The organism is Shewanella sp. 2_MG-2023, assembly GCF_030548905.1.
GTDB classification, from domain to species: domain Bacteria; phylum Pseudomonadota; class Gammaproteobacteria; order Enterobacterales; family Shewanellaceae; genus Shewanella; species Shewanella electrodiphila.
Genome location: NZ_JAUOSO010000004.1, coordinates 203,207 through 226,549, shown reverse-complemented (window position 1 = coordinate 226,549; position 23,343 = coordinate 203,207). Strand labels below are relative to the sequence as shown.

19 protein-coding genes are annotated in these 23,343 nt (G+C 40.8%); 8 read left to right on the top strand and 11 right to left on the bottom strand.

The genetic code is table 11. The features are described from left to right. Positions 1–381 precede the first annotated feature (381 nt). Positions 382–1,320 carry a LysR family transcriptional regulator gene (locus Q4600_RS06320; RefSeq protein ID WP_303513884.1) on the top strand — a complete coding sequence of 313 codons (939 nt, stop codon included), beginning with the start codon at positions 382–384 and terminating at the stop codon, positions 1,318–1,320. An 82-nt stretch (positions 1,321–1,402) separates the two neighbouring features. Here Q4600_RS06320 and Q4600_RS06315 read toward each other — a convergent pair whose 3' ends face one another. The 6 genes from Q4600_RS06315 to Q4600_RS06290 all read right to left on the bottom strand — a co-directional run bounded on the left by Q4600_RS06315 (position 1,403) and on the right by Q4600_RS06290 (position 9,440). After that, the gene (locus tag Q4600_RS06315; RefSeq protein WP_303513881.1) at positions 1,403–2,713 is read right to left on the bottom strand and encodes a hybrid-cluster NAD(P)-dependent oxidoreductase; all 1,311 of its coding nucleotides are present in this window, start codon (positions 2,711–2,713) and stop codon (positions 1,403–1,405) included. 102 nt (positions 2,714–2,815) lie between these two features. Continuing rightward, positions 2,816–4,474, bottom strand: a complete 1,659-nt coding sequence (hcp, locus tag Q4600_RS06310) for a hydroxylamine reductase (RefSeq protein ID WP_248956148.1) — start codon at positions 4,472–4,474, stop codon at positions 2,816–2,818. Positions 4,475–4,864: 390 nt separating this feature from the next. Next, positions 4,865–6,544 carry a VCBS repeat-containing protein gene (locus tag Q4600_RS06305; protein WP_229370748.1) on the bottom strand — a complete coding sequence of 560 codons (1,680 nt, stop codon included), beginning with the start codon at positions 6,542–6,544 and terminating at the stop codon, positions 4,865–4,867. Between the two features lie 175 nt (positions 6,545–6,719). Continuing rightward, entirely contained in the window at positions 6,720–7,511 is a 792-nt protein-coding gene (locus Q4600_RS06300; protein WP_102527774.1) for an EcsC family protein, read from the bottom strand. A gap of 31 nt (positions 7,512–7,542) precedes the next feature. Continuing rightward, on the bottom strand, positions 7,543–8,034 hold the full coding sequence (locus Q4600_RS06295) for a peptidylprolyl isomerase (RefSeq protein ID WP_153912574.1): 492 nt from the start codon (positions 8,032–8,034) through the stop codon (positions 7,543–7,545). 104 nt (positions 8,035–8,138) lie between these two features. Beyond that, entirely contained in the window at positions 8,139–9,440 is a 1,302-nt protein-coding gene (locus tag Q4600_RS06290) for a M20 family metallopeptidase (RefSeq protein WP_303513972.1), read from the bottom strand. Positions 9,441–9,715: 275 nt separating this feature from the next. On the opposite strand from Q4600_RS06290, the gene Q4600_RS06285 reads away from it, so the two are divergent. After that, positions 9,716–10,162, top strand: a complete 447-nt coding sequence (locus tag Q4600_RS06285; RefSeq protein WP_303513969.1) for a cold shock domain-containing protein — start codon at positions 9,716–9,718, stop codon at positions 10,160–10,162. A gap of 1 nt (position 10,163) precedes the next feature. Beyond that, positions 10,164–10,694: a GNAT family N-acetyltransferase gene (locus Q4600_RS06280; RefSeq protein ID WP_241906400.1), complete on the top strand. Its 531-nt coding sequence runs from the start codon at positions 10,164–10,166 to the stop codon at positions 10,692–10,694. A gap of 82 nt (positions 10,695–10,776) precedes the next feature. On the opposite strand, the gene Q4600_RS06275 is transcribed toward Q4600_RS06280, so the two are convergent. From Q4600_RS06275 to Q4600_RS06265, 3 genes are all read right to left on the bottom strand, one after another. Beyond that, complete coding sequence (locus Q4600_RS06275; RefSeq protein ID WP_102527770.1) at positions 10,777–11,571, bottom strand: hypothetical protein; 795 nt, start codon at positions 11,569–11,571, stop codon at positions 10,777–10,779. A gap of 93 nt (positions 11,572–11,664) precedes the next feature. Beyond that, complete coding sequence (locus tag Q4600_RS06270) at positions 11,665–13,167, bottom strand: arylsulfatase (protein ID WP_102527769.1); 1,503 nt, start codon at positions 13,165–13,167, stop codon at positions 11,665–11,667. A 97-nt stretch (positions 13,168–13,264) separates the two neighbouring features. Next, complete coding sequence (locus Q4600_RS06265) at positions 13,265–13,654, bottom strand: DUF4345 domain-containing protein (protein WP_102527768.1); 390 nt, start codon at positions 13,652–13,654, stop codon at positions 13,265–13,267. Between the two features lie 498 nt (positions 13,655–14,152). On the opposite strand from Q4600_RS06265, the gene Q4600_RS06260 reads away from it, so the two are divergent. Beyond that, on the top strand, positions 14,153–15,982 hold the full coding sequence (locus Q4600_RS06260; RefSeq protein WP_303513868.1) for a mechanosensitive ion channel family protein: 1,830 nt from the start codon (positions 14,153–14,155) through the stop codon (positions 15,980–15,982). Positions 15,983–16,071: 89 nt separating this feature from the next. Here the strand turns inward: Q4600_RS06260 and Q4600_RS06255 are convergent, their stop codons facing one another. Then, positions 16,072–16,332, bottom strand: a complete 261-nt coding sequence (locus tag Q4600_RS06255; RefSeq protein WP_102527766.1) for a DUF5062 family protein — start codon at positions 16,330–16,332, stop codon at positions 16,072–16,074. A 249-nt stretch (positions 16,333–16,581) separates the two neighbouring features. Between Q4600_RS06255 and Q4600_RS06250 the strand changes: the two genes are divergently transcribed. From Q4600_RS06250 to Q4600_RS06235, 4 genes are all read left to right on the top strand, one after another. Beyond that, on the top strand, positions 16,582–17,667 hold the full coding sequence (locus Q4600_RS06250; RefSeq protein WP_303513865.1) for a phosphotransferase: 1,086 nt from the start codon (positions 16,582–16,584) through the stop codon (positions 17,665–17,667). A gap of 212 nt (positions 17,668–17,879) precedes the next feature. Next, positions 17,880–21,140: a winged helix-turn-helix domain-containing protein gene (locus Q4600_RS06245; protein WP_303524364.1), complete on the top strand. Its 3,261-nt coding sequence runs from the start codon at positions 17,880–17,882 to the stop codon at positions 21,138–21,140. 11 nt (positions 21,141–21,151) lie between these two features. Continuing rightward, positions 21,152–21,532 (top strand): DP-EP family protein, encoded by a 381-nt coding sequence (locus Q4600_RS06240; RefSeq protein WP_303513859.1) that lies wholly within the window; start codon positions 21,152–21,154, stop codon positions 21,530–21,532. A 139-nt stretch (positions 21,533–21,671) separates the two neighbouring features. Further along, complete coding sequence (locus tag Q4600_RS06235) at positions 21,672–22,883, top strand: diguanylate cyclase (protein ID WP_303513856.1); 1,212 nt, start codon at positions 21,672–21,674, stop codon at positions 22,881–22,883. Positions 22,884–22,952: 69 nt separating this feature from the next. Here Q4600_RS06235 and Q4600_RS06230 read toward each other — a convergent pair whose 3' ends face one another. Next, complete coding sequence (locus Q4600_RS06230) at positions 22,953–23,222, bottom strand: DUF6482 family protein (RefSeq protein ID WP_102527761.1); 270 nt, start codon at positions 23,220–23,222, stop codon at positions 22,953–22,955. Between the last annotated feature and the right edge of the window lie 121 nt (positions 23,223–23,343).

Sequence of the window (23,343 nt, the reverse complement as noted above, 5' to 3'; positions counted from 1 at the left end):
TATTATTCCATCCTTGTAGATTGCCCAACCTCTTAGTGGGTTAGATAGAACATTGTTAACTTTTATTTAAATCTTACGCTAATTGATTTTAAGAATAAACCAATAGCCACCTGGAATGGCATTAAATGACAAATTTTAAAAAGCATAAATAGGGCTTAATAAACATACACTTGAAACAAAAATGAAATGTTTTTGATATAAAAAAGATAAGAAGTGAACAAAATAAATATGATAACTAATTTACATTTCTACTAAAAAGACAATAAATAAGAACCAAGGGTATTTGATAGTGACTTATATATTTATATTACTTCATAAACCTCACCTCAAATAAAGCAACTAAAAATTATAAATAATTTAACTAACAAAATTAGGTAGGGCATGGAATTAAGAAATATAAAACACTTTGTAGCATTATCTGAATATAAACATTTCAGTAGAGCAGCAAAAGAATTAAATATTACCCAGCCAACACTATCCAAAAGTTTACAAAAACTAGAGCTGCTCGTTGGAGGAAAGTTATTCTTACGAGACTCTAAAAATATGTCTATGACGCCACTAGGCAAATTGATGTTAAAGCATGGAAAAGCTATTTTAAAAGAGCATGATGACATGCTACAGGCACTCGCTTTGTTTCACGGGGAGAATGAATTAACCATCAATATTGGCGCCAGCCCCATTCCATCAAACAGTCTAGTCGGGCCAATCTTAGGAGAATACATTAACTCAAGGCCAAATATGACCTTAGAGCTAAGTGTTGATGGTTGGAAAGAACTAACTCAACAGTTACTTGAAGGGGAATTAGATTTATTTGTAGCTGAATCAGATTTTAACGGTTTAGATAATCAATATGAGTTAAGCGTGATAGAACTACCGCCATTCCCTGTCGTCTTTTGCTGCCGCCCAGACCACCCACTCGCCAAACTATCTCTACTGAGTTTAGATTCATTTAGAGATTACTCTTTAGCAATACCAAGACACTTACCAACCAGCATTCTTAACCAGTTCGAGGGCTTATTTAAGCAGCGAGATAACTTTTGTGGCCAGATTCGCTTCGATCAATTCCACTCCATTAAAGACTCAATAATGAATGCAGATCTGGTCGCCCTAACTCCCGAAATTGCAGTTAGAAAAGAAATACAACAAGGTAGATTAATAGCATTATCTCCACAGTTAATGCCTAAACTTACCGCTAAATTTAGTATCATTACATTGGCAGGTAAGATACAAAATCAAGCGGTGAATACCTTCATTGAACACTTAATAAAACGCACTTTAGCCGTTAATGCCAGCCATCAATCTCAGCTTGAGTCAGCATAAAATTGATTAATAGCTCTCGATATTGGCTCATAAAAAGACACCGTCTGAATGCTTGCTTTAAAAATATCAATCTATTGCTAAGTTACATTTTTAACGTCACATCTGAAGTGATTTTCGTAGAGCAAGCCAATACATAACCCGCGGCAATTTCTTCAGGCGTTAATGTCATCGTACTACTCGACTCTGTCGTCCCTGAAGTCACCTGGCACTTACATGCACCACATACGCCGCTGCGACAGGCTGCAATAATTGGTAGCCCTTCAGACTCAATACCATCAAGTAATGTTTGCTCAGTAGAAAGCGAAATCGATTTATCTGCTATTTTCAGCATGAATTGACGACTGTCGTCACTGCTTGAATCACTAACAAGCTTGTCTGACTTTATCGCCCCGGTGAAGCTCTCTTGATGGAAGTTTTCCATTTCAAATCCACTAGCTTCAACCAATGACTTAACCGCTACCATATAAGGTTCAGGGCCGCAAACAAACACTGTACGCTCCATAAAATCAGGAACAAATTTAACGAGTTTATCGATATCTAAACGCCCTAACATACGACTATCATTCGCCGTATGATTAACGCCGTCAACAAGTTCAGGAGCTGCTTCAAGTAAGTAATGTAAACTGAATTTGGCACTACGGTGCGCCATCGAACTCAAACCATCAGCAAAAATAATATCGTCATTACTGCGTGCACTGTGCACAAAGGCAATATCACTGCCCACTCTGGCATCTAACAACCAGCGAGACATAGAGTACATTGGTGTGATACCACTGCCAGCACTTAAAAATAAGTACTTTGTAGCAGGAATATCCACTAAATTAAACGCCCCATCTGGCCCCATTATTGTGACCACATCTCCCTCGTTGACGTTATCAGCAACAAAGTTTGACACCTTGCCACCCGCAATTCGCTTGACCGTCACTACGATTGAGTAAGGACGAGAAGGTGAAGATGACATGGTGTAACTGCGATAAACTATTTCACCATCAATCTCGAGCTTAAAGGTAATAAACTGACCAGGCTTATAGTTAAACTTAACCGGTGTTAAGCCTTGAAACCGAAAACTAACTACATCATGAGTTTCGTTCCACTTCTCAACACAGCGAAGCTTAATATCGCCACGCTGCCAATCATCTGCACTTAGTAGTGAAGCATCATCATTTACTGTCGCTGTTTTAGCTTGAGTAGCGTTAACTTGAGTAGCGTTAACTTGAGCAGCGTTAACTTCGGACTCAACTTCAGATTTAATCTCTACAGTCTTCTTAGCTGTGTTTGCTAACGCACTCGACATTGAAAAACCAGCGGCTGGCTTCTTCTCTGCTTTGTCGTAATCTTTAGTTGACTGCACTGCTGACAACGCAGCTGAAAATGAAAATCCTGATGAGCTCATAAGGCACCTGTTACTGGGTAAATGATGGAAGGAGAAATGGAAAAATAACAGTCATAAAAATGGTGATATAAGCCGAGTACTTATATCACCATTAACAGCGTATTAAGCCGCTTTGATCATCGCTTTAAGATCAGATTCAACATCAGTGGTGTTACGTAAACCGAATTGGTCTTCTAACACTTTTGCCAAGTTTTCAGTTAAGAAAGCTGGCGGAGTAGGACCTGTGCGGATGTTTTTAACACCAAGCGACAATAAGGTTAATAGCACCACAATCGCTTTTTGCTCAAACCAAGATAAAACAAGGCTTAACGGTAGCTCATTGATGTCACACTCAAAGATATCTTTCAGTGCTAATGCTAATTGAATCGCAGAATATGCATCATTACACTGACCAACATCTAACAAACGTGGAATGCCATTAATGTCACCAAATTCAAGTTTGTTGAATTTGTATTTACCACAACCTAAGGTCAAGATAATGGTGTCATCTGGTACTGATTTAGCTAAGTCAGTAAAGTAGCTACGTTCAGACTTATCGCCATCACAACCACCAATTAAGAAGAAGTGTTTAATAGAACCATTCTTCACATTCTCAACCACAGTAGGCGCAGCTTCCATTAACGCATTACGTGCAAAACCAATGGTGATTTTGTGCGGGATTTCATCGTAAGTGAAACCTTCAAGTTCAAGGGCTTTATCAATCACTTCACTGAAATCTTCGCCTTCTACGTGAGTCACACCAGGCCAGCCAACAATGCTGCGAGTGAAGATACGGTCTGAGTATTCACCCACATTTGGATCAATAATACAGTTAGACGTCATCACAACTGCACCAGGGAAAGTACCAAATTCACGTTGCTGGTTCTGCCACGCACTACCGTAGTTACCCACAAGGTGCGGATATTTTTTAAATTCTGGATAAGCTAAAGCTGGTAGCATTTCGCCGTGAGTAAACACGTTAATGCCCTTACCTTCAGTTTGTTGCAAGATAAGCTCAAGATCTTTCATGTCATGACCTGACACTAAAATCGCTTTACCTTTAACTGACTTAGTATTGACTTCAGTCGGCTCTGGGTGACCAAATGCACTGGTTTCACCTTCATCTAACATCGCCATCACGCGATAGTTTAATTGGCCAATCTCCATTGCTGTGCCAAATAGCTTGTCACCATCAACTGAATCTTCACCAAGGAAAGACATGATTTGGTGGAACTCACCGGCAACATCAGCATCGGTTTGCTCTAAAACGCGTGCATGCTCCATGTATGCAGCAGCGCCTTTAAGGCCGTATAAACAAAGTAAACGTAGGCCTAGAATATCTTCATGCACATCACCACGATTAGGTAAGGCTAATGGTGCTTGCTCTAGCATCTCAGGTTTTGAAGCAGCAAGATTTAATGAACCTTGTGCAATAACAACTTCAGGCTCTACGCCTTTTTCAGCACACGCTTGCTCGTAAGCCGCTTTTAATTCGTTACGGTAATCTTGCGCCTGATAGGCATAATCCATTAAACGTTCGTCATCGAAGTTAACGTTAGTCAGTGTGGCAAAGAATGCCTTAGGAACAAAGGTGTCAATTTCAGCATTAATAATGTTGAACTCACGCGCTTTAACTGCATATGCAGAGACGCCTTGCAGCATATAGATAAGTAGATCTTGTAGGTCTGAAGTCGACGCTAGCTTGCCACACATGCCTTGTGAATAACTACAACCGTTTCCTGCTGGTGTTCTTACTGTTTGCTCACACTGAATACAAAACATTGCCTTTCTCCTGATGATAAACTTAATCATGCATATTATTTACATGTTTAAGGTCAGTTTACGCTCATCGCCAAAAAGCTAAACTACTTTTTACATAATTTAAGTGGTTTTATGATCTAGATCAGTTTCAGCACTCGCTAATATAAAGCTAACTCTTATCATGAGTTGAAAGCTAATTCGTTAAGTTATTAAGCCAATATATGATGGAAACCATGTTAAAAACTATAGTGAACAACTAAAGTGAAAAACTATAGTGAAAAACTATAGTGAACAACTATGATTCAGCAACAAAAAAGCCAGTATCCTTAATGGTTAAGGAAACTGGCTACTATGACTAGTTAAGTGAATTAAAGAGTGCTTACTAAGGCGTGTTGATCTTTAGCACTACGATTAGTTTGCTAACAACACACTAAATCTACGCTGTAAGTTCTCAGGATCTTGCTTACCAAACCTTAATAATAAATCTTCTTTGCCATCAAGGTTAATATCGACCGCAGATAACATTGAGCCTTCGACCGGTATAGTCATTTGCCACTCTTCAGCCCTTTTAATAAACGGATTATTGCCAGCCTGACCATAATAAATATCCAGTGCATCGTTATCATCAGAAAGCAGTAACTCTTTAAAACCGTCACCATTAATGTCAGCTAACGCCACTACGGGTTCACCACTTTGACCTGAAGTTAAACTGAAATTTAACTCTACTTCTTTAATCACATTGGCTTTGGCGCCGAAACGACTCGACTCGTTCATTTTAAAAACATGCACGTCTTGATCAATACTGCCTGAAAGTAGCGCACTGATAATTTGAGAAATGCTGATATCAAACCCAGCCACAATCACTTCATCAATATTGTCGTTATCAATATCATCAAAGCGTAATCCAGTCAGGGTACCTTCAGCCTTAATAATCGTATCTGCCTCACGAGGGAAAGAAATACTGTCATCGCCTTTTACGCCAAGGTAAATTTCATAGTCATTGCTGCGATCAAATACCCCTGAACTTTTGGTATAGCGTACAACTAAGTCCGTTACACCATCACCGTTAACATCGCCAATGCGCTCTACTTTTCGGTATAGCAAATCACTTTGATCTAAATTCTTACCATAAGCATCACGCTTATTCCACCAATCAACACCACTGATTGGCTGACTAACGGATATGAACTCAGCGATAGCTGAAAACTGGCCATCATTTTGTTGATAGTAAACTTCTAACGACCCTTCACCTACCTTAATAATATCGTCACGACCATCAAAGTTCATATCACTGTGATATAGCTTGGAATGGCTATACTCAGCACCATTATTTTTCAGTTCAACCACAGGTAATAAAGGTAATGATTGCTGAATAAATGTCCCATCAGCAGCGCCTAATAGCACTTGAGTATCTCTAAAGTCACTCATCATGATATCGGCGATATCGTCGTTATTGATATCTTTAACAAACTCCCCACGGGAAATAAAATCAGCACGGCTTGTCACCGCAATAGAGTTTATATCAGCCACTTTAATCAGTGCACTAGAGGGGACTTTTGAAGCAGAGGTAGATAAAGGATCGTCTATATCAGTCAAGTTCAATTCGTCTTGTTGCAGAGTATTGTTTGCTGTTGCTGGATACTCTTCAAAGCGCAGCAAAGAGTCTGCGGTAACAAAGTACAATTGTTGCATTTTTTCAGCATCTTGATCTGAAGTTTCAGTTGATAATAACTTAGACGTATTCTGTTCAAGCTCATTGACGTCAAAACTATAAATGTCTTTGGTCAATAACACTTTATCAAGCATCACCAATTCATTTTGCTGAAAACCATAAATAGCCAACCAGCGGTCGTGGTTATCATCAACCCCTAAGGCAATTAATTCATTACCTGGATTTTCCAATATATTGGCGCTGACAACAGCTTGAGTCAGTTCAAAATCGGCATCAATATGAAAAGTCGTAAATTGCGGTTTAAAGGGTATTTCATCAGAAAATGCGGTGTTACTAACGACACTGCCACTCACAACTAACAGTAAACCCGTGCAGCATTGCAGTAATTGATTCAAACTCACTCGATTAAAAACATTCATCCTGAAAGCCTATCCTTAACAATTAGCGATTAATATTATTGTTTGCTTAATTATTAAGATAGCGAAGATTGATGAAAGTTCACACGATATAATTGTTACGATTTAAGTATGAAGGATATCGAGGGGTAGATTAGCATCACAATACAAGCGTATCTCATTGACTAGCATTGTTGATTTACTCAGTCATTAGCAAGCTATCGTAGGCTAATCTCACTGACTCTCCACCATACTTTCGCTCCAACCGCCTGACAATGAAATGCCCTCTTGCCATGTCTTGAAAATGATCGATAAATAAGGTGTTAATGATCGCGCCACCCGCAGCGCCAATCGCGGGCACAGCTTGAGCTGCCATCTTTTGAGTGACTTGTACGCCAAAACGCTCAGCGATAACGGTGACAAATTTAACCATCATGGGGCCAGCTTCTTTACTGAAGCCTTTAGCCGCAATATATTCAGCGGTTTCAGCAATCGAGTTTGCTAGTACTGTGCGCACGGCAAAGTATCCTTTCTCAGCTTGATCGTCATCAGTTGACTCCCCGCCTAAAGCAAACACTTCTAAACACGCCATCTTAGTCTCAATATCATTAAGTTGCTCGCCTTCGCTACGAGCAACATCTGCGATAGACCGCAACATGATAGTAGTAGAAATAGGTAGCTCAATGGCTAAAGCAGATAAGCCAAAAAATCCGCCCACTCCGCCACTGACAGCAACACCCAGTTTATGCCAGCGATCAGAAGACTGCTCACCTGGCGCTTCTTTCATAGTAAATAGCGCGGCATCAGATGCTTTAGTCAGCGCCATTTGAGTCACTTTGCCAATTCCACCACTGACACTTTTAGGCAATAGTGAAAAACCTTTCTCAATTGGCGTACCAATAAAGTCTGTGATTTTTGCAGCAAGCCCTGGGTTTTCAAGCAATTGCTTAGCTTGGGTCAGTTGCAATATATCAGCTTCAGATAGACTCAAATTAACTCCCTTCAAACTCAAGTGCAGCCTCTTAGCTAATGGTAACTTTTTCAATCACGATAGCCTCTTTCGGCACATCATCATGACCCGCTATCGTTGCCGTCTTAACTTTTTCAATTTCTTTAACGACTTCAATGCCAGCAACCACTTTACCAAATACTGCATAACCCCAACCATTGTTGGTGGTCGCGGTATGATCTAAAAAGGTATTATCACCGACGTTAATAAAAAACTGCCCAGTGGCCGAATGCGGCGCATCAGTTCTCGCCATCGCAATGGTACCTAATACATTACTTAAGCCACGGTTGGCTTCATTAACAATCGGATCCCGTGTCGGCTTTTCTTTCATTTTGGCAGTAAAGCCACCACCTTGGATCATAAACCCCTTAATCACACGATGAAAAATCGTGTGCTCATAAAAACCCTCTTCGCAATACTGCAAAAAGTTCTTTGAACTCACAGGCGCTTTCTCCATATCGAGCTCAATGCAAATATCGCCAACATTAGTGCTAAAGGTAATCATATTTTTTATCTATATCCAAAGTAATCGCAGAAAAGGTTAATCCTGCTTATAGCCAATATTATAACGTTATTTGTCTAGCTAAGGCATGCTTGGCTCAGCAACAACTATTGTTTTTGGTTAAACAAATCCATTGCTGTGCGAGTCATCGCTCTCACACCCGTTTTAATCGTTAATGGATAATCTGGGGCAAATAAGCTCGAGTGTAATGATGGCAAGCCCTCACCTGAATCAAGGCTTGCTTGATATGCTGCAGGCTCAACAGCTCCTAGCCAAAATAACGTAATTGGCACATTTTGATCTGTACGGCCATATAGGCCAAAGTCTTCACCCGCCATCACTGGTGGTGCAATCACCACATTTCTTTTACCTAACTCAGTTTCGATACTGGCTTGCACTTTGGCAGCAAGCTGCGGCTCATTATAAGTTGAGGGAATGGTTTCATCGTCATGCACATAAACCTCTGGCATTAACTCGTCAGGTAAACCTGCGCTTATCGCAATGCCTTTAGTAATACGTTTAATGGCTGCAATTTGTTGTTCACGCACTTCAGGATTATAAGAACGTAACGTTAACTGCAGCTTTACTTGATTGGAAATAATATTGTGCTTTGAGCCGCCATGAATGGAGCCCACGGTAACAACATTAGGCTCAAGCGGAGAAACCTCACGGCTAGGAATTGTTTGTAGTGCTAAAACGGTTCTTGCTGCTAACACCACGGGGTCGATGGTTAAATGCGGGTAAGCACCATGGCCACTCTTGCCCTTAATAGTAATATCCACCGAATCAACATTCGCTAAAGCGTAGCCACTCACCACACCCACTTTACCCGCTGGAATACCTGCACTGACATGTAAGCCAATGACATTGTCAGGGGTTGGAAATTGACTGAACAAACCTTGCTTTAACATGGCTTTCGCACCACCGCCGACTTCTTCTGCAGGTTGTGCCACCATCATCAAGGTGCCTTTCCAATCTGCTTTATGCTTCATCAACTGCTCAGCGGTACCAATAAAACTGGTCATATGAATATCATGACCACAGCCATGCATTATGCCAACGGTATTGTTGTGCTCATCTAGTGTTGTCACTTTTGAAGCATAGGATTTACCCGTTTGCTCAATAATCGGTAAACCATCTATATCAGCTCTTATCATCAGCACTGGGCCCGTGCCATTTTTATAAATGCCAACGACACCGTAACCACCAAAGTTATCAGTCACATCAAAGCCAAGTTGGCTTAACTCTTTTGCCATTCGAGCGCTGGTATTTTTTTCTTGATAAGACAGCTCGGGATATTGGTGCAAATGAGTATAAAGCTGCTCAAGTTTCGGCATAGATTTCATTACCGATGCATCAAAGTTTTCAGCTTGAGCTGAGACACTAACAATCGAGCTCGAACCAATCATAGTCGCCACGGCAAGTGAAATGGATAACGCTTTCGGTATTACAGCAAAACCTGCTGATAATTTCATGATATCTTCCTTGTTTACTAGGGCGTGTTGTTCTTTTTGTGGTCAAGGTATTGCTTAAAAAACAATATGCCGTCAAAGAGTAAGCACTTGAGTAATTATATTTATTAAGGTGTGTTATTAACCTAGCATAGTGGCTGGCAATTGTGGCTGGCAATTTTATAATGTGTGCTAAAACATGCACTCACTCAAAAAGGAAAACATTGGTGAAAATGGAAACTGGTCGGTTGGTTCGCTGGAATAGTAATAAAGGGTTTGGATTTATTGAACCAGACGAAGGTGACAGAGACGTTTTTATTCATATTTCAACCCTAAAGCATATGGCAAGAAAGCCACATGTTGGCGACAGAATTGAATATGTAATAGAGCAACTTGCTGATGGAAAAATAAAAGCTGTTCAGGCACAAATTGAAGGCGTTGCTGTTCGCACTCAATCTAACAAAGACAAGCAACAGACGAATCAATCACATCAGGGCCAAAAATCAATCAAGAAAAAAGGTCCAATTAAAATGCAAAAAGCCACCACGGCTTCAGGTACCATGAGTCGGATCATTATTATTTTGATTGTTATTGCCATCGGCCGCTTTGCTTATCAAGCTTACTATGACATCACTAATGCATCTGGAGCAGGTGCATCAATCCAAGAACCAAGGAAATAAAGTGACAATAATCATCGAAACTGAACGCCTAATCATTCGTGAATTTAATCTTGGCGATACAAAGGCTGTACTTGAGTTTAATTCAGAAGAAGTCAACCGCTACACTGGCGATGCAGGCATGTGTAATAACATCGAAGATGCGAAAAACATTATTCAGGACATCTGGTTAGCAGAATATCAGAAATATGGTTTTGCTCGTTGGGCTGTGGAGCTAAAAGCCACTAACCAAGTGATTGGTTTTTGCGGTTTCAAAAATGACTCCAGGATAAATGCTGTCGATATCGGCTATCGCTTACACCCAGATTTTTGGGGTAAGGGCTATGCCACAGAAGCTAACCTTGCCTGTATTGAGTATGCTAAGAAGCATATGGATTTAGATATTATTTACGGCGAAGTTGTTAACCTTAATCTTGGCTCAGTGAATATCATTGAAAAATTGGGCATGAGCTTTATCCGAGAATACCAAGAGGATGATTTTACTCTTTTACGCTATGCGCTTTCTCTAAAAGGTAATCCATTACCAACTGAGTAATGTTAAAAACAAAAAGAGCTCAGACATGGTTAAGTCGAGCTCTTATGGATACGTGATTAAGCATGACTGCTATTTAGTCTCGCTAAAAGTACGCAGCCCAACCAATGAGAAAACCTTGTGAAGCGGTATCGTAAGCAAAATTATCTTCATTATCGTAATCAACCCAGGTGGATTTATAGCCCATATTTAAATCAGACCAAGTGTTTATCTGGTATCTGACGCCCGTCATAATCGACGAAGTGAAGTCAGTATCAGTACCTAAACCTGCATCTGCGCTAACATAAAAAAGCCAATCCTCATTAATTGGATTCATCCATCGAATACCAATTACATAATCAACCCAGTCATCTTCTAAGTTAATCTCACTGAAAATGGCATTATTGTCTTTGCGGTATAACTGCATATCAATGTCGTTATCCCACCAACGCAGTCCAAATGTATAATCCAGTGTGCTATCGCCATATTCATAGCGTTTAAAGCCCTTAGCTTCTAATACGCCTTGGCGAATATCAATATCGCCTTTTAGCACCAAATTGTTAGTGTTATCTATTATGTTATTGGTTTCACCATTGAGCTTCATGAAACTATAATCAATGTAATAGCCCCACTGATTCTGATGAATTCCTTCAAAATGCACCATAGCAGTCATTTCAAGGGTATCCATAATAAATTGCGGATCAACATCGACCTCAAGATTCTGATCGTTGACAGTGGTGTCGCCACGTATATTCAGCGCTAACCCGTAAATCTCTACGCTGTGCTTCCATGATGCTTCTGTTGTCGAGAAACCGTCATCAGCAAACACGCTTATTGACGTAAACCCTATCGCTGTAGACAACAAAGTACTGCAAACAATTAGCCACTTTCTAAGCTTCATAAAACCTTCCTTGTTAACATGTAGACCTATATAACCCAACCGAAATGGCTATATAGGCCCTTTAAAGCAGACATTGAAAGAGAGTAAAAGCCTTTAATTCCCAACGCCACCACTATTAACTGAACCAATATCAGCTGTCATTGGCGGCCACTTTTTAAACGTCTCTAAATGCTTTTGTACAGCAGCTTGCGCTGGGCCAAATGCCCACATTTTTTGTCCCATCCATTTGAGATACATGCCAGATTCTTCAGCGGCACGTTCATAAGGATCACGTCGAAGGTTAAATAATAGCGGCGCATTCAACTCTTCTTTGGCTCCTGACCATCCATTATTCTGTACCACAAAATGCGCCTTCCAATCACCAACTCTTACAGCCTGTAAGCGATCACGTTCGTAATAAAAAATCTCTTTACGCTGCGAAGGCTCATCTTTAGTCAGCATACCCAGCTGGTTGTAACCATCTAAATGGGCTTTAAAGCCTTTATAACCCGTCAACATTTTCTGCTTCAGATCATTAGGACCACCAGCTGCTGCAACCAAGGTAGGTAAAAAGTCCATACCATCAAACATGCCATTTTTAACTTGGCCCGCTTTAATTTTGTCAGGCCAACTAATTAACATTGGCGCTCTTACTCCGCCTTCCCAAGTGGTGCCCTTCTCACCATGAAATGGTGTCATACCGCCATCTGGCCAAGTCATTATTTCAGGGCCATTATCAGCCGTGAATACAATGATGGTGTTATCAGCAATGCCCAGTTCTTCCATTTTGGCTAGCATTTCACCCACATGGTCATCTAAATCTTTCATGACAACTTCTTGTAACCCCCAGCCATTTTGGCCAAGCATTTTTTCGTACTTAGGCGATAAATGAGTCCAAACATGACCTCGAGATGGGCAATACCAAGTAAAAAAAGGCTTATCGGCTTTGACTGCTCTTTCAATAAAATCGATGGTGTGTTTGTTTACTTCATCATCAAGTGTTCGCATACGTTCAATCGATAACGGTCCATCATCTTTAATAGACTGCTTACCTTTACCTGTTGATTTAGCATGGATTACATTACGAGGAGCAAATGATTGAAATGCTGGATCGGTAGGCCAATCAGGGTCTTCGGTGTATTCCATTGCATTCAAGTGATACAACCAGCCCCAATACTCATCAAAGCCATGCATTGTAGGTAAAAACTCATCGCGATCACCTAAATGGTTTTTACCAAACTGGCCTGTCATGTAGCCCATTGATTTTAATATCTCTGGCAGAGTAGGAGTATTTTTATTCAGCCCTACTGGTCCGCCTGGTAAGCCCACTGTATGCATTCCCGTTCTCACCGGAAGTTGCCCTGTCATAAAAGCAGATCGCCCTGCTGTACATGAAGGCTGAGCATAATAGTCAGTCATCAAAATGCCTTTTTCAGCAATACTGTCGATATTAGGTGTATCACTACTCATCACGCCATTGTGATAGGCACTTAAGTTTGAGATACCAATATCATCAGTAAAAATAACAAATATATTTGGCTTATCCGTTGCCGCAAATACACTGCTACTGACCAAAGTGAATAGCGTTAATACTCCCCATGAAACAATACTTTTCATACAGTCACCTTTTAGTTTAAACATCAATTTGATTATTAATTAACACATTAAAAGCTATGATTTATAAGCAAATAGCTCACTAGACTTGCGATAGAACTTAAACGTCTTCTAATACTGTTTTTCTGATCATTTGAATGCCCACTACACCAAAGCCAATTTCCAACAGCAGATACACAACCAACAACCAATGTGGCATACCATCAATGAATAAGCTCAAACTGCGACCTGCAGCTAAACCAAGCATAAACACGACCAAACTGTATAAAGCTGCAAGCCTGATGGATGCCTTTAAAGCACCTGCCACCCAAAAGAGCACCAAGGCTAAATAAAGCCCCATTACAGCGCGAAAAATATGAGTCACATTAATGGGTTCTGCGTTGATATCGAATAAAAATGAAAGTGAATTAGCTGGAGAAAAACCATAAGATAATGCGATAGGAAGGAGCCCTACAGCCGCCAGAAGTAAAAATATTTGTTGTGCTTTCATGCTTCATTAACTCCATGTTGTTCTGTGAGTCTAAGTTTGATTCCATTCAACTGATAACGTACTTAATTTGTCGCGTTTGGTATTGGCTAAAACAATGATGCTCTTGTTTTTACAGGGTGTTAGTGGTTTCAGGCTATGTGGTTTCAGGCTATGTAGATTCAGTCTAGGCAAGATTCAACATTAATCAAATTCAACTTAGCTATTATTAAAAGTCTATTATTTTCAATAAGTCGCTATTCTTCAGCAAGAACGGTATCAGGAACAACTGCCTGAAATAGATAACCCACTTAACCTGCGACAAACACCACTATGCTCAGCTTCTTGTAGGCATTAATTGTTATCTGGAGGCGTGGCTTTACCTTAAGTGGCAAAGTATCAACCGCAAAAATGTAACCACCTTTAACTAACTTTGTGAAAATTATGATAATTCGAGCTAGCAGTCTGATGATAAAACACATATATTTGAAAGTGTTTCAGGTCTTATTTTAGGGATAAATTATGATGCACAATTGGCGCTGGGTTCTCTCTGTTGTTTTACTCATTTCACTCCACTGTGCCCCCTTTAACGCTGTTGCCGCTGATGACATTAATCTCAAAAAAGTCGCAGAGGCAGAAAAACGCAGTGAAGCCATTGCCGAAGCACAAGGCGGGTTGATACTTGCCCGAGATGGTGAAACGCCACTATCAACATTAATCGCCATAAGCCAAGCGGTTGAGCAAGATGATTGGGAAACAGCGGCTGAATTTGTCGACTTACGTTATTTACCTAACGGCATTAATCCAGAAGACGGCCCTGAATTACTGCGAAAGCTATCCATTTTATGGAACAAGCAAAATATCATCGACTTGTCGCAAATCAGCGATCAAGCAACAGGACACTTAAACGATAAGCTCCCAAGTTACCGAGATTTACTGGGCGTACTTGAAACCAATACCGGCCCAATTCCTGTTTATATGCAGCATGTCCCAGATGGAAAAGGCGGTAAAGTTTGGAAAATATCTAACGCTACCGTCGCCAAAATCCCTGAACTCTGGGACGAATACGGTTACAGTCCTCAAATAGAAACCCTCGCAAACTTCTTACCTGAATTTAAAGCCTTTCACATGGAAAACTGGCAATTACTCATATTCAGTTTAAGCATATTTTTTGGTTGGATAGGCACTGGGCTAATTAGTATCGCGGCCAAAAGTCTAGCCAAACACTTCGAGCCTCGTATTGCAGGGTTAAGCCGATTTTGTGGCCGCAGTCTGCGTTGGTTCTTATACTTATCATTACTGCAATATGTCGCTTTAGCACTTGGATTATCTGTGCGAGCAAGAGTTTGGTTTGATAACAGCACCTTACTCTACCTTGCCAATACCATTTTGATTTTGGGTTTAGTTGAGCTTTATTCTGCTTACAAGTCTAAGCAACTTCATGATCAAGATAAAAGTTACAGTGTGGCTTTATTAAGACCTATGGTAGCCATTCTTAAAATGGTCATAGTAGTGATTATCGCGCTGATGTGGTTTGAAAGTTCAGGCTACAATATGGCGACAATCCTAACTGGTTTAGGTGTTGGCAGTTTAGCCATTGCATTAGCCGCACAAAAACCATTAGAGAACGTCTTTGGCGCATTAACCCTCTATGCAGCAAGGCCGATTAAACCCGGTGATTTTTGCCGCTTTGGCACAACCTTAGGCGTAGTTGAAGAAATCGGCTTACGCTCAACCCGCATTCGTAAGCTTGACCGCACCGTAGTGCATATCCCTAACTCAGTATTTTCATCCCAAGAGTTAGAAAACTTTTCAGTGATCGATCGCCGCCGTTATAAGCATGATTTGCGAATTAGCCTCGATACTTCCAAAGAGCAGTTACAAATGCTGCTGATGGAGTTGCGTAAATTACTCTTATCGCATCCAAGAGTATTAGAAATCGCCCAGCGAGCACGTTTTTTAGCGATTGAACGTGACGCTTTTGTGGTCAACGTCAATGCTTACATTGATACTGGTGACATCAATGAATATTTTGGTATTGCCGAAGATTTGAATTTTCACTTATTGAACATTATGAAAACACTGGATATCCATATTGCGCCAGTAGGGCAAAATGTGGTGCTCAATAATGCGGTGCCTGCTGATCTCGACGCGCAGCAAAAGGCAGAGCAAACCATTCGCCAGCTTATCGAAGAAGAAGAGCTCCCCTTTCCAAATTACAGTGAAGACACCCGCGAAGGATTTAAAGATAGTGTGGCTTATCCGCCAGTCGGTAGCGTGACTAAGCCTAAAGATGTGCTGAAATCTCCTGAAGAATTAGAAGTAGATAACGAGATGGTCGCTAAATCTTGATGGTGAAGCAGCCTTGATGGAAAGATAACCCCAAATAAAACTCAAAAAGCCAAGCAGACGCTTGGCTTTTTAGTACGACAGCCCACCATTTAGTTCATTAATGGATGCTCTGGAGGAAGCTGTTTTGAAATCCATAACACCAATTTATGCTTTCTATTAGGGCCATCATCTTTGTCTTCGGCAAGTGCTTGTATCAAGCCATCTTGTACTAGTAAACGATAAATACATTCCACTTTATCTTTTGGCGAAATACCTACACCAAAATCTTTAAAACCTCTTTTTTTCGCATACCCCTCACCAATTTCCATGGCGAGTTTCAGTAACTTGCTATCATTTTTGCCTGGCTTCATATCCAAACTCCAGTCGGTTTCAATACCTTAAAATTACGCTATTTAATTCAAAGTTCAATGCATAACCCCTAAGTCTTGAGAAGTATTTCACTTATTCAGCGGTTAAACATACAATTTGCTCAATATTTATTGAATAGTATTTATTGAATTGTTTATTGAGTAGTGTTTAGCTCATTTCTACGCCAATACCGTTTCAATGTCGTATCAATGCCACATCAATACCGACCATAGAGAGATTATTTTCGTCGAATGAATATCGAAACTGACATTAATTCAAGCATTAACTCAAGTGTGCTCAACACCATAAAACAACAAACTGGTGCGACAGCAATTACTCAAATAGAACTGATTCAATCGCTTTGGAGTGGTTACGGCGAATTGTTCAGAGCTCACTTGTGTAGTTCGGAATATGGCAGCGTGATTGTTAAACACATCAAGCTACCTATGATGGACCCACAAGATAGCACCACAGCACAATCGCACCCTAAAGGATGGAATACAGCCCTTTCTCACCAGCGCAAGATAAAGTCATACCAGGTAGAGTTTCATTGGTATCAAGATTACGCCAACCGATGTAGCCAAGATAATCGGGTGCCTAAATGTTTATATCTAGAACAAGATGGCGATGACTGCTTATTGATTCTTGAGGACTTAGCCACTGTTGGTTTTAACAACGTCCTCACTCGAGCTGATGATACCGCCATCAAAGCTTGCCTTAAATGGCTCGGGAGTTTTCATGGCCAATTTCTATTTCAAAATCCTGATGTTCAGCACCTAGATTCAACTGAACAAGATAAAAAAGTAACTAACCACTTACATGAAAAGCTCTGGCAGCAAGGGACCTATTGGCATTTAGATACTCGACCAGATGAGTTAGCAGCATTAGCCGACTCGAACTTAAAAGCCGCAGCGCGGCAAATCGATACCCTACTAAAACAAAGCCCCTTTCAAACCTTAGTTCATGGCGATGCTAAGCTGGCTAACTTCTGTTTTAGCCCAAACCACCAGCAAGTGGCTGCAGTGGACTTTCAATATGTAGGCAAGGGTTGTGGCATGAAGGATGTGGCGCTGCTACTCAGTAGTATACTGACATTTTCAGAAAGTGAGGCAAAGATCTCTGGGTTACTGGATGATTATTTTAACGCATTGGTCAGCAGTGCTTTAGTGCATCAGCCCCAAATATGTACCACCACATTGGTCCAGACTTGGCGACCTCTCTACTCCATCGCTTGGGCTGATTTTCAACGTTTTGTAAAAGGCTGGAGTCCTAATCATGTTAAAATTAATCCCTACACTGAAGCGTTAACGCTCAAAGCACTCAATCAGCTTAAATAACGACCATTCCGTTTATACCGCTCAACAGTGCATCTAGCTGCACGCCTTAACAATCCAATCGAAATAAAGCCTATATTTTATACATTTTCACACTTTAAGTGGTTACATATCTAACCATAAGTTGGTATAAGTAAATGCTAATGAAACGCAATTGCGATTATTTAGCAGTCAAAGCATGATGCAAATAGCTGGGATTTCAACGGAATGTAATAATGAAAAAAGAGATTTTTTTCTTTGGTGAGTGGCAGGTCGACCCCAATAGCAATAGCGTAAACCTAGGCAAAAAAACCAAACAGCTTGAACCCAAAGCAATGGACGTGCTGATCTTGCTATGCGAGCGCAGCGGTGAAGTCTTAAGTAGCGATGATATTGTTAATCACTGCTGGCCAGATAGCGATATTGGCGACAATCCACTGCATAAAATCATCAATCAATTACGCCGCGCCCTTGACGATAAAGCCACTTCGCCCTGTTATATCGAAACCATTCGCAAACGTGGCTATCGTACTATTGCCGATGTTAACTTTCCCATTGGACACGAAACCGTTGCCGATAACCAGCTGTGGAAATCTGGCTCACCCTTTCCAGGCCTGCAAGCCTACTCAGAACACTTTTATGAAGTCTTTTTCGGACGCAGTAAGCAAATAAGCGTCTTACTCGAACGCATCAGCCAGCAAGTCAAATTTGGCCGTGGGTTTTGCCTCTTATTAGGCCCCAGCGGCAGTGGTAAATCATCATTAATTAATGCGGGAATTATTCCCAATCTCACTGTCGGCGCAGGTTACAACGGCGTGCATCTTGCCTCCTATGGCAGTCTCGATTTTGCAGATGTATCTAAATCGCAACTCTTCATTGAACTTGCTGGCGTCATGCTCGATTGGGAAATCAATGATTTGCCAGTATTTGACGGTGACAGTGCCGACTCACTGTCTCATCGACTCATTACTGAGCCCCAAGCTATTGTGAGTCAATGTAAACAAGCGATAAAATCTAACCATAAACGCCACACTCACTTTGCTTTATTTATCGACCGCCTCGAAGTCTTACTATCTTCACCGATATTTTCTCAAGAGCAGCGCATAGCATTCATCAGCATCCTCGAACAATTAGCTAACTCGGGTTGCATTTTAGTACTGAGTGCCTGCCGTAATGAGTTTTACCCATTATTAGTGGCCTACCCCAGTTTAATGACAGGAAAAGGGCGTGGGGCTCATTTTGATTTATCGCCGCCTACTCGCAGTGAATTACTGCAAATGATCCGACTGCCAGCTGTTGCCGCCAATTTAACCTGGACCAGCGATCCTGATACAGCGACCCCCCTAGATGAAATATTATGCGCTGAAGCCGCCAGTAACCCTGATGCACTCCCCATGCTGCAGTACATGCTCCAAGCACTGTATTTAAAACGCAGCAAAGATGATCAGTTACTGTTTAGTGTCTATCAAGAACTTGGCGGGATAGAAGGTGCAATAGGTAAAAATGCCGAAGATGCCATTGCCGAGCTAACTGTGCAGCAAAAAGCCAGCTTGCCTCATGTATTGTCGCTATTGGTCACATTACGTGAAGATGAATCATCAATCACCAGCCGCACCGCTCGCTGGGCACAACTGCACACCAAAGAAGAACGGGCTCTGACCCAGGCGATGATCAATAGTCGTTTATTTGTTTCCAGCCTACAAAATGGCGAACCCTGCTTTAGCATTGCGCACGAAGCCTTATTAAGGCGCTGGCCAAGAGCCACATCATGGATTGCCGAACATAATCAAAGTATTCGTATTAAAAGCCGATTACAGCACCTTTCTAGCCGTTGGCTGCAAGAAAATAAACATCATGCATACTTACTTGCCGACGGTAAACCACTGAAAGAAGCGCAAGCACTTAAAGCTAATCCGTTATTTGATTTAGAGCCACAAGAAATCGAACTGATTAATGCCTCTAGTAAACATGAACGGATCAAGCGCTGGCAAAAAACCTTCACCGTCTCATTGCTGTTTTTGCTCACTATCACCTCGATTTTAGCCAGTATTAAAAGTTTCGAAGCTGAGAAGATGGCACTACAAAAAAGACAAGCAGCTGAAAACCTACTTGGCTTTATGGTGGGAGATTTTGCCGACAAAATGCGTGGCATTGGCAGAATGGATTTACTCGATGGTATTAATAAAAAAGCGCTGGAATACTATAGCGAAGCATCAACCCTTAAAGACACCAGCTTAAGCTTTGAGTCTCGCTTTCAACAAGGGCAAACACTAGAGGCGATGGGAGAAGTGGCTTATTCACGGGGTAAAATAACCGAAGCCAAAGAAGCATTGTTAGCCGCTAAAGAAAAGCTCAGCGCATTGTTAATTGAGCAACCTGAACATTTTGAGTTGCTTAAAACCCTAGGGGCTAATGCGTTTTGGTTAGGGCAATTGGATTATGACCAAAGTGACTGGACAGCCTCAAAAGTCTGGTTTGAACAATACCTAAATTACAGTAAAAAAATGTATGACCTAGCGCCAGAAAATACAGAAGCGCTGATGGAACTGTCATACGCATATAACTCCTTAGGCTCTATTTCGATAAAACAACAACGCTTTCATGAAGCCACCAATGACTTCACTGAATCATTAAAACTGAAGGGAATAGCTTTAATTAATGACTCGGCTAATAGCCAACTTATCGCTGATATAGCCGACACTCGCTCATGGCTTGCAACTGCGGCAGTGTCTCAAGGTGACATCAATACTGGAATCAAGCTTCATGAACAACTGCAACAGGACTTAGTTAATTCGAATATAAACCTAAGCCCTTACTCCCTTAGCCGACTATTTGGTAGTTACCATATTCACTCTAATTTGCTCCGCTATCAAAGAAAATACAACAAAGCTTTTGAAGTGGCTATGTCAGGACTAAACACTATCGACAAAACCTTAATTCAAGATCCGAAAAATGAACAATGGCAAAAAGACAGGTTCGATGCATTGTTACGATTACTAGAAGTCGTTAACAAAACAAACCTGCATCGTATGGAGTATGACGTTGAGGCCCTAGCAAATTTATTGAGCGAAAATAAGCAGCTGATTAACTCTTCAAAAAATCAGTTAATTTGGGCTAATTATCATTTGGCATCTGCACGTTATTTTTTCAATCATAATCAATATCAACAAAGCGCTGAATACGCCGCTATTGCCGTGGATTTATTTTCTGATATTTCCAGTCGGCACCCTGATAATATCAGTTACAAAGCTTTACTCTCTTCAAGTCAGCTTTTAATCCACCAAACGCACAATCTAGTTGAGCCTGAACTCAATGACACCTCAACCTGCAATGAAGTCAAAACAAGATTAGCACTACTCTTTCAAAAGAATAAACACCCATTAATCACAAGTCCGTACTTTAAAGCACTGCAATGCTTAGGCGAACCTCTACCAGAAAATCAACTCAGCACTATCACACAACTTGTTTTACCTACCCACAATATAATGATTAATTAAAAGGAATTATCATGCTAAATATCACTGGCAAAGCCACTTTTATCACTGTTACCGTTACCATCGATAAAAATGAAGTCCCCACTTTTTCATACAGTAATGACACAGGTTCTGTCGAAGTTTCTGGTGAAAGTACCATTACTTACTTACTAGATGACTTAACAGACAAAGGATTAAAATTTGTAGGCGCCGCTTTTGAAACCCCTTTTGACGGTGTTATTGATGCTGTAACCACCAGCAGCGATGGTAAAATTATCCAGTTAATGGACCTCGATAAAGTTATTGGCACCACTAAATTTCAATTTGTATTAACAAACACCGATAACTCACTCTTATTACTCAGTGAAGATCCTCAAGTGATTAATAGAGGAGAAGGTTCAAGTACAGCTTGCTAACTACCACTCAAACACAATAAATAACAATCACTTAAAAAGGAAGGTTGGCGAAAGGTTATCGCCAACAGAGTTCGATAGAGTATTAACTAGAAAACGCAGCTAATGCGATGAAATTAACACACTAGTAAGGATACTCGTTATGTTAGAACTCACTTCCACTGCAGAGAAACAGCTAAGCCAGATTTCTCAAGTGAAAATGGATATGTTCATTGGTGACACGCTTAGTGGTAATTATCATTACAAGTTTGGCGCTAATGAACAGCCTCCGAGTGCTAACCCATTAAAAATTGAACCCCAGTTCCTATCTAATAATTTAGCTCAACATACGACGGCTAATGCTGCAGATCTAGCCGCAAATAAAACACGCACTGATTCAAATGAATATAATCATTTTGATAAAACGTTGGAAACTAGGTTCAATCCTCCTCATAGCACAACCATGCTTGGTGGTAATGCGCTCAGCTCATTATCGACTTTAGTTGATTACATGATGGAAGCGATGATTGTGGTTGATGAGTTTGGCAATATCCAAATGGCTAACCGTCACGCAGTGGCGTTATTGCTCGATTGCAATAAAAGTTCTACAAACTCTTTAATAGGTCAACGCTGGCAATCTTATTTGACCGAACCTCAAAAGTCTCATTATCAACAGATGATTCTCGAATCAACATTTGAGCCAAGACCACTAAACCATCTACCTAATGAAACCACGCTTAACATGTCCAATGGCCAAACCATTGATGTTGAAATGTCTGTAACCCATTTTCCTATGTCAGAACCTTTATTTGGCATCATCATAAGAGATTTAAGTAAGTATCGCGCAGAGTATCAACAGCTTTATAAGTGGGCATCAACGGATTGCTTAACTAATTTATCTAATCGCCGTGTGTTTGATGCCGACTTAAAACACCACTGGAAAACCTGTATTGAACAGGGCGACCCAATCAGCGTATTGATTATTGATATCGACCATTTTAAAAGTTTTAATGATAACCATGGGCATGTGATGGGTGATCGCTGCTTGCAAAAAATTGCCGCTGCGATTCAAGTGTCTTTACCCAATGAAAATTGCACTGCCGCCAGATATGGCGGAGAAGAATTTGCCTTAGTGATGCCAAATTGCGATACCTCAGAAGTACAAGCCACGGCTCAACTTATTCAGCAAAATATTAATGCTTTGACTTATATGGATATAGGCCTAGATATTTCGGTTTCTGTCAGTGTGAGTCAGGGGCATGCCAGTGAGGTCAACGGCCAGTTCAGAACGGCCAACGCCCTACTTTGCGCCGCCGATACAGCACTATATCGTGCGAAAGCAGATGGTAGAAACCGTATAAATGCGTGCTGTTAGTCTGCAATTGCGAGTTAACAAAAAGCTGGCTTGGTTTTGAATCAAGCTAGCTTTATTGGTTAACTTCAATCACAGGTTAATCACCTGCTGGTATTTACCGCTATTATCTAAGCCACACATCTCATCATAAGCCGTTTGATATTCAAGGTGAGCGATAGCGTAATCATGACTTTTCAGTAAGGCTTTGGCTTCAACGATTGAATGAACACACTCGCCAGCCACTTCGCCATTTAATCCAGCGAAGTTATTATTCGCATCAGTAAGGCCCACCAAATAATGCGTGGCATCTGCAACACCAATTATCGTTGCAATACTTCCCGATTGATTCATATTATCCATCATTTGGCACCTGTTTAATTGATTATAAAGTGCACTACGCAAATAGTGAAATATTGGTTCATTAATCTTCAAAGATAATGGAATAAAGACCAGTATCATTAATGTGTTCAATTCATGTTCA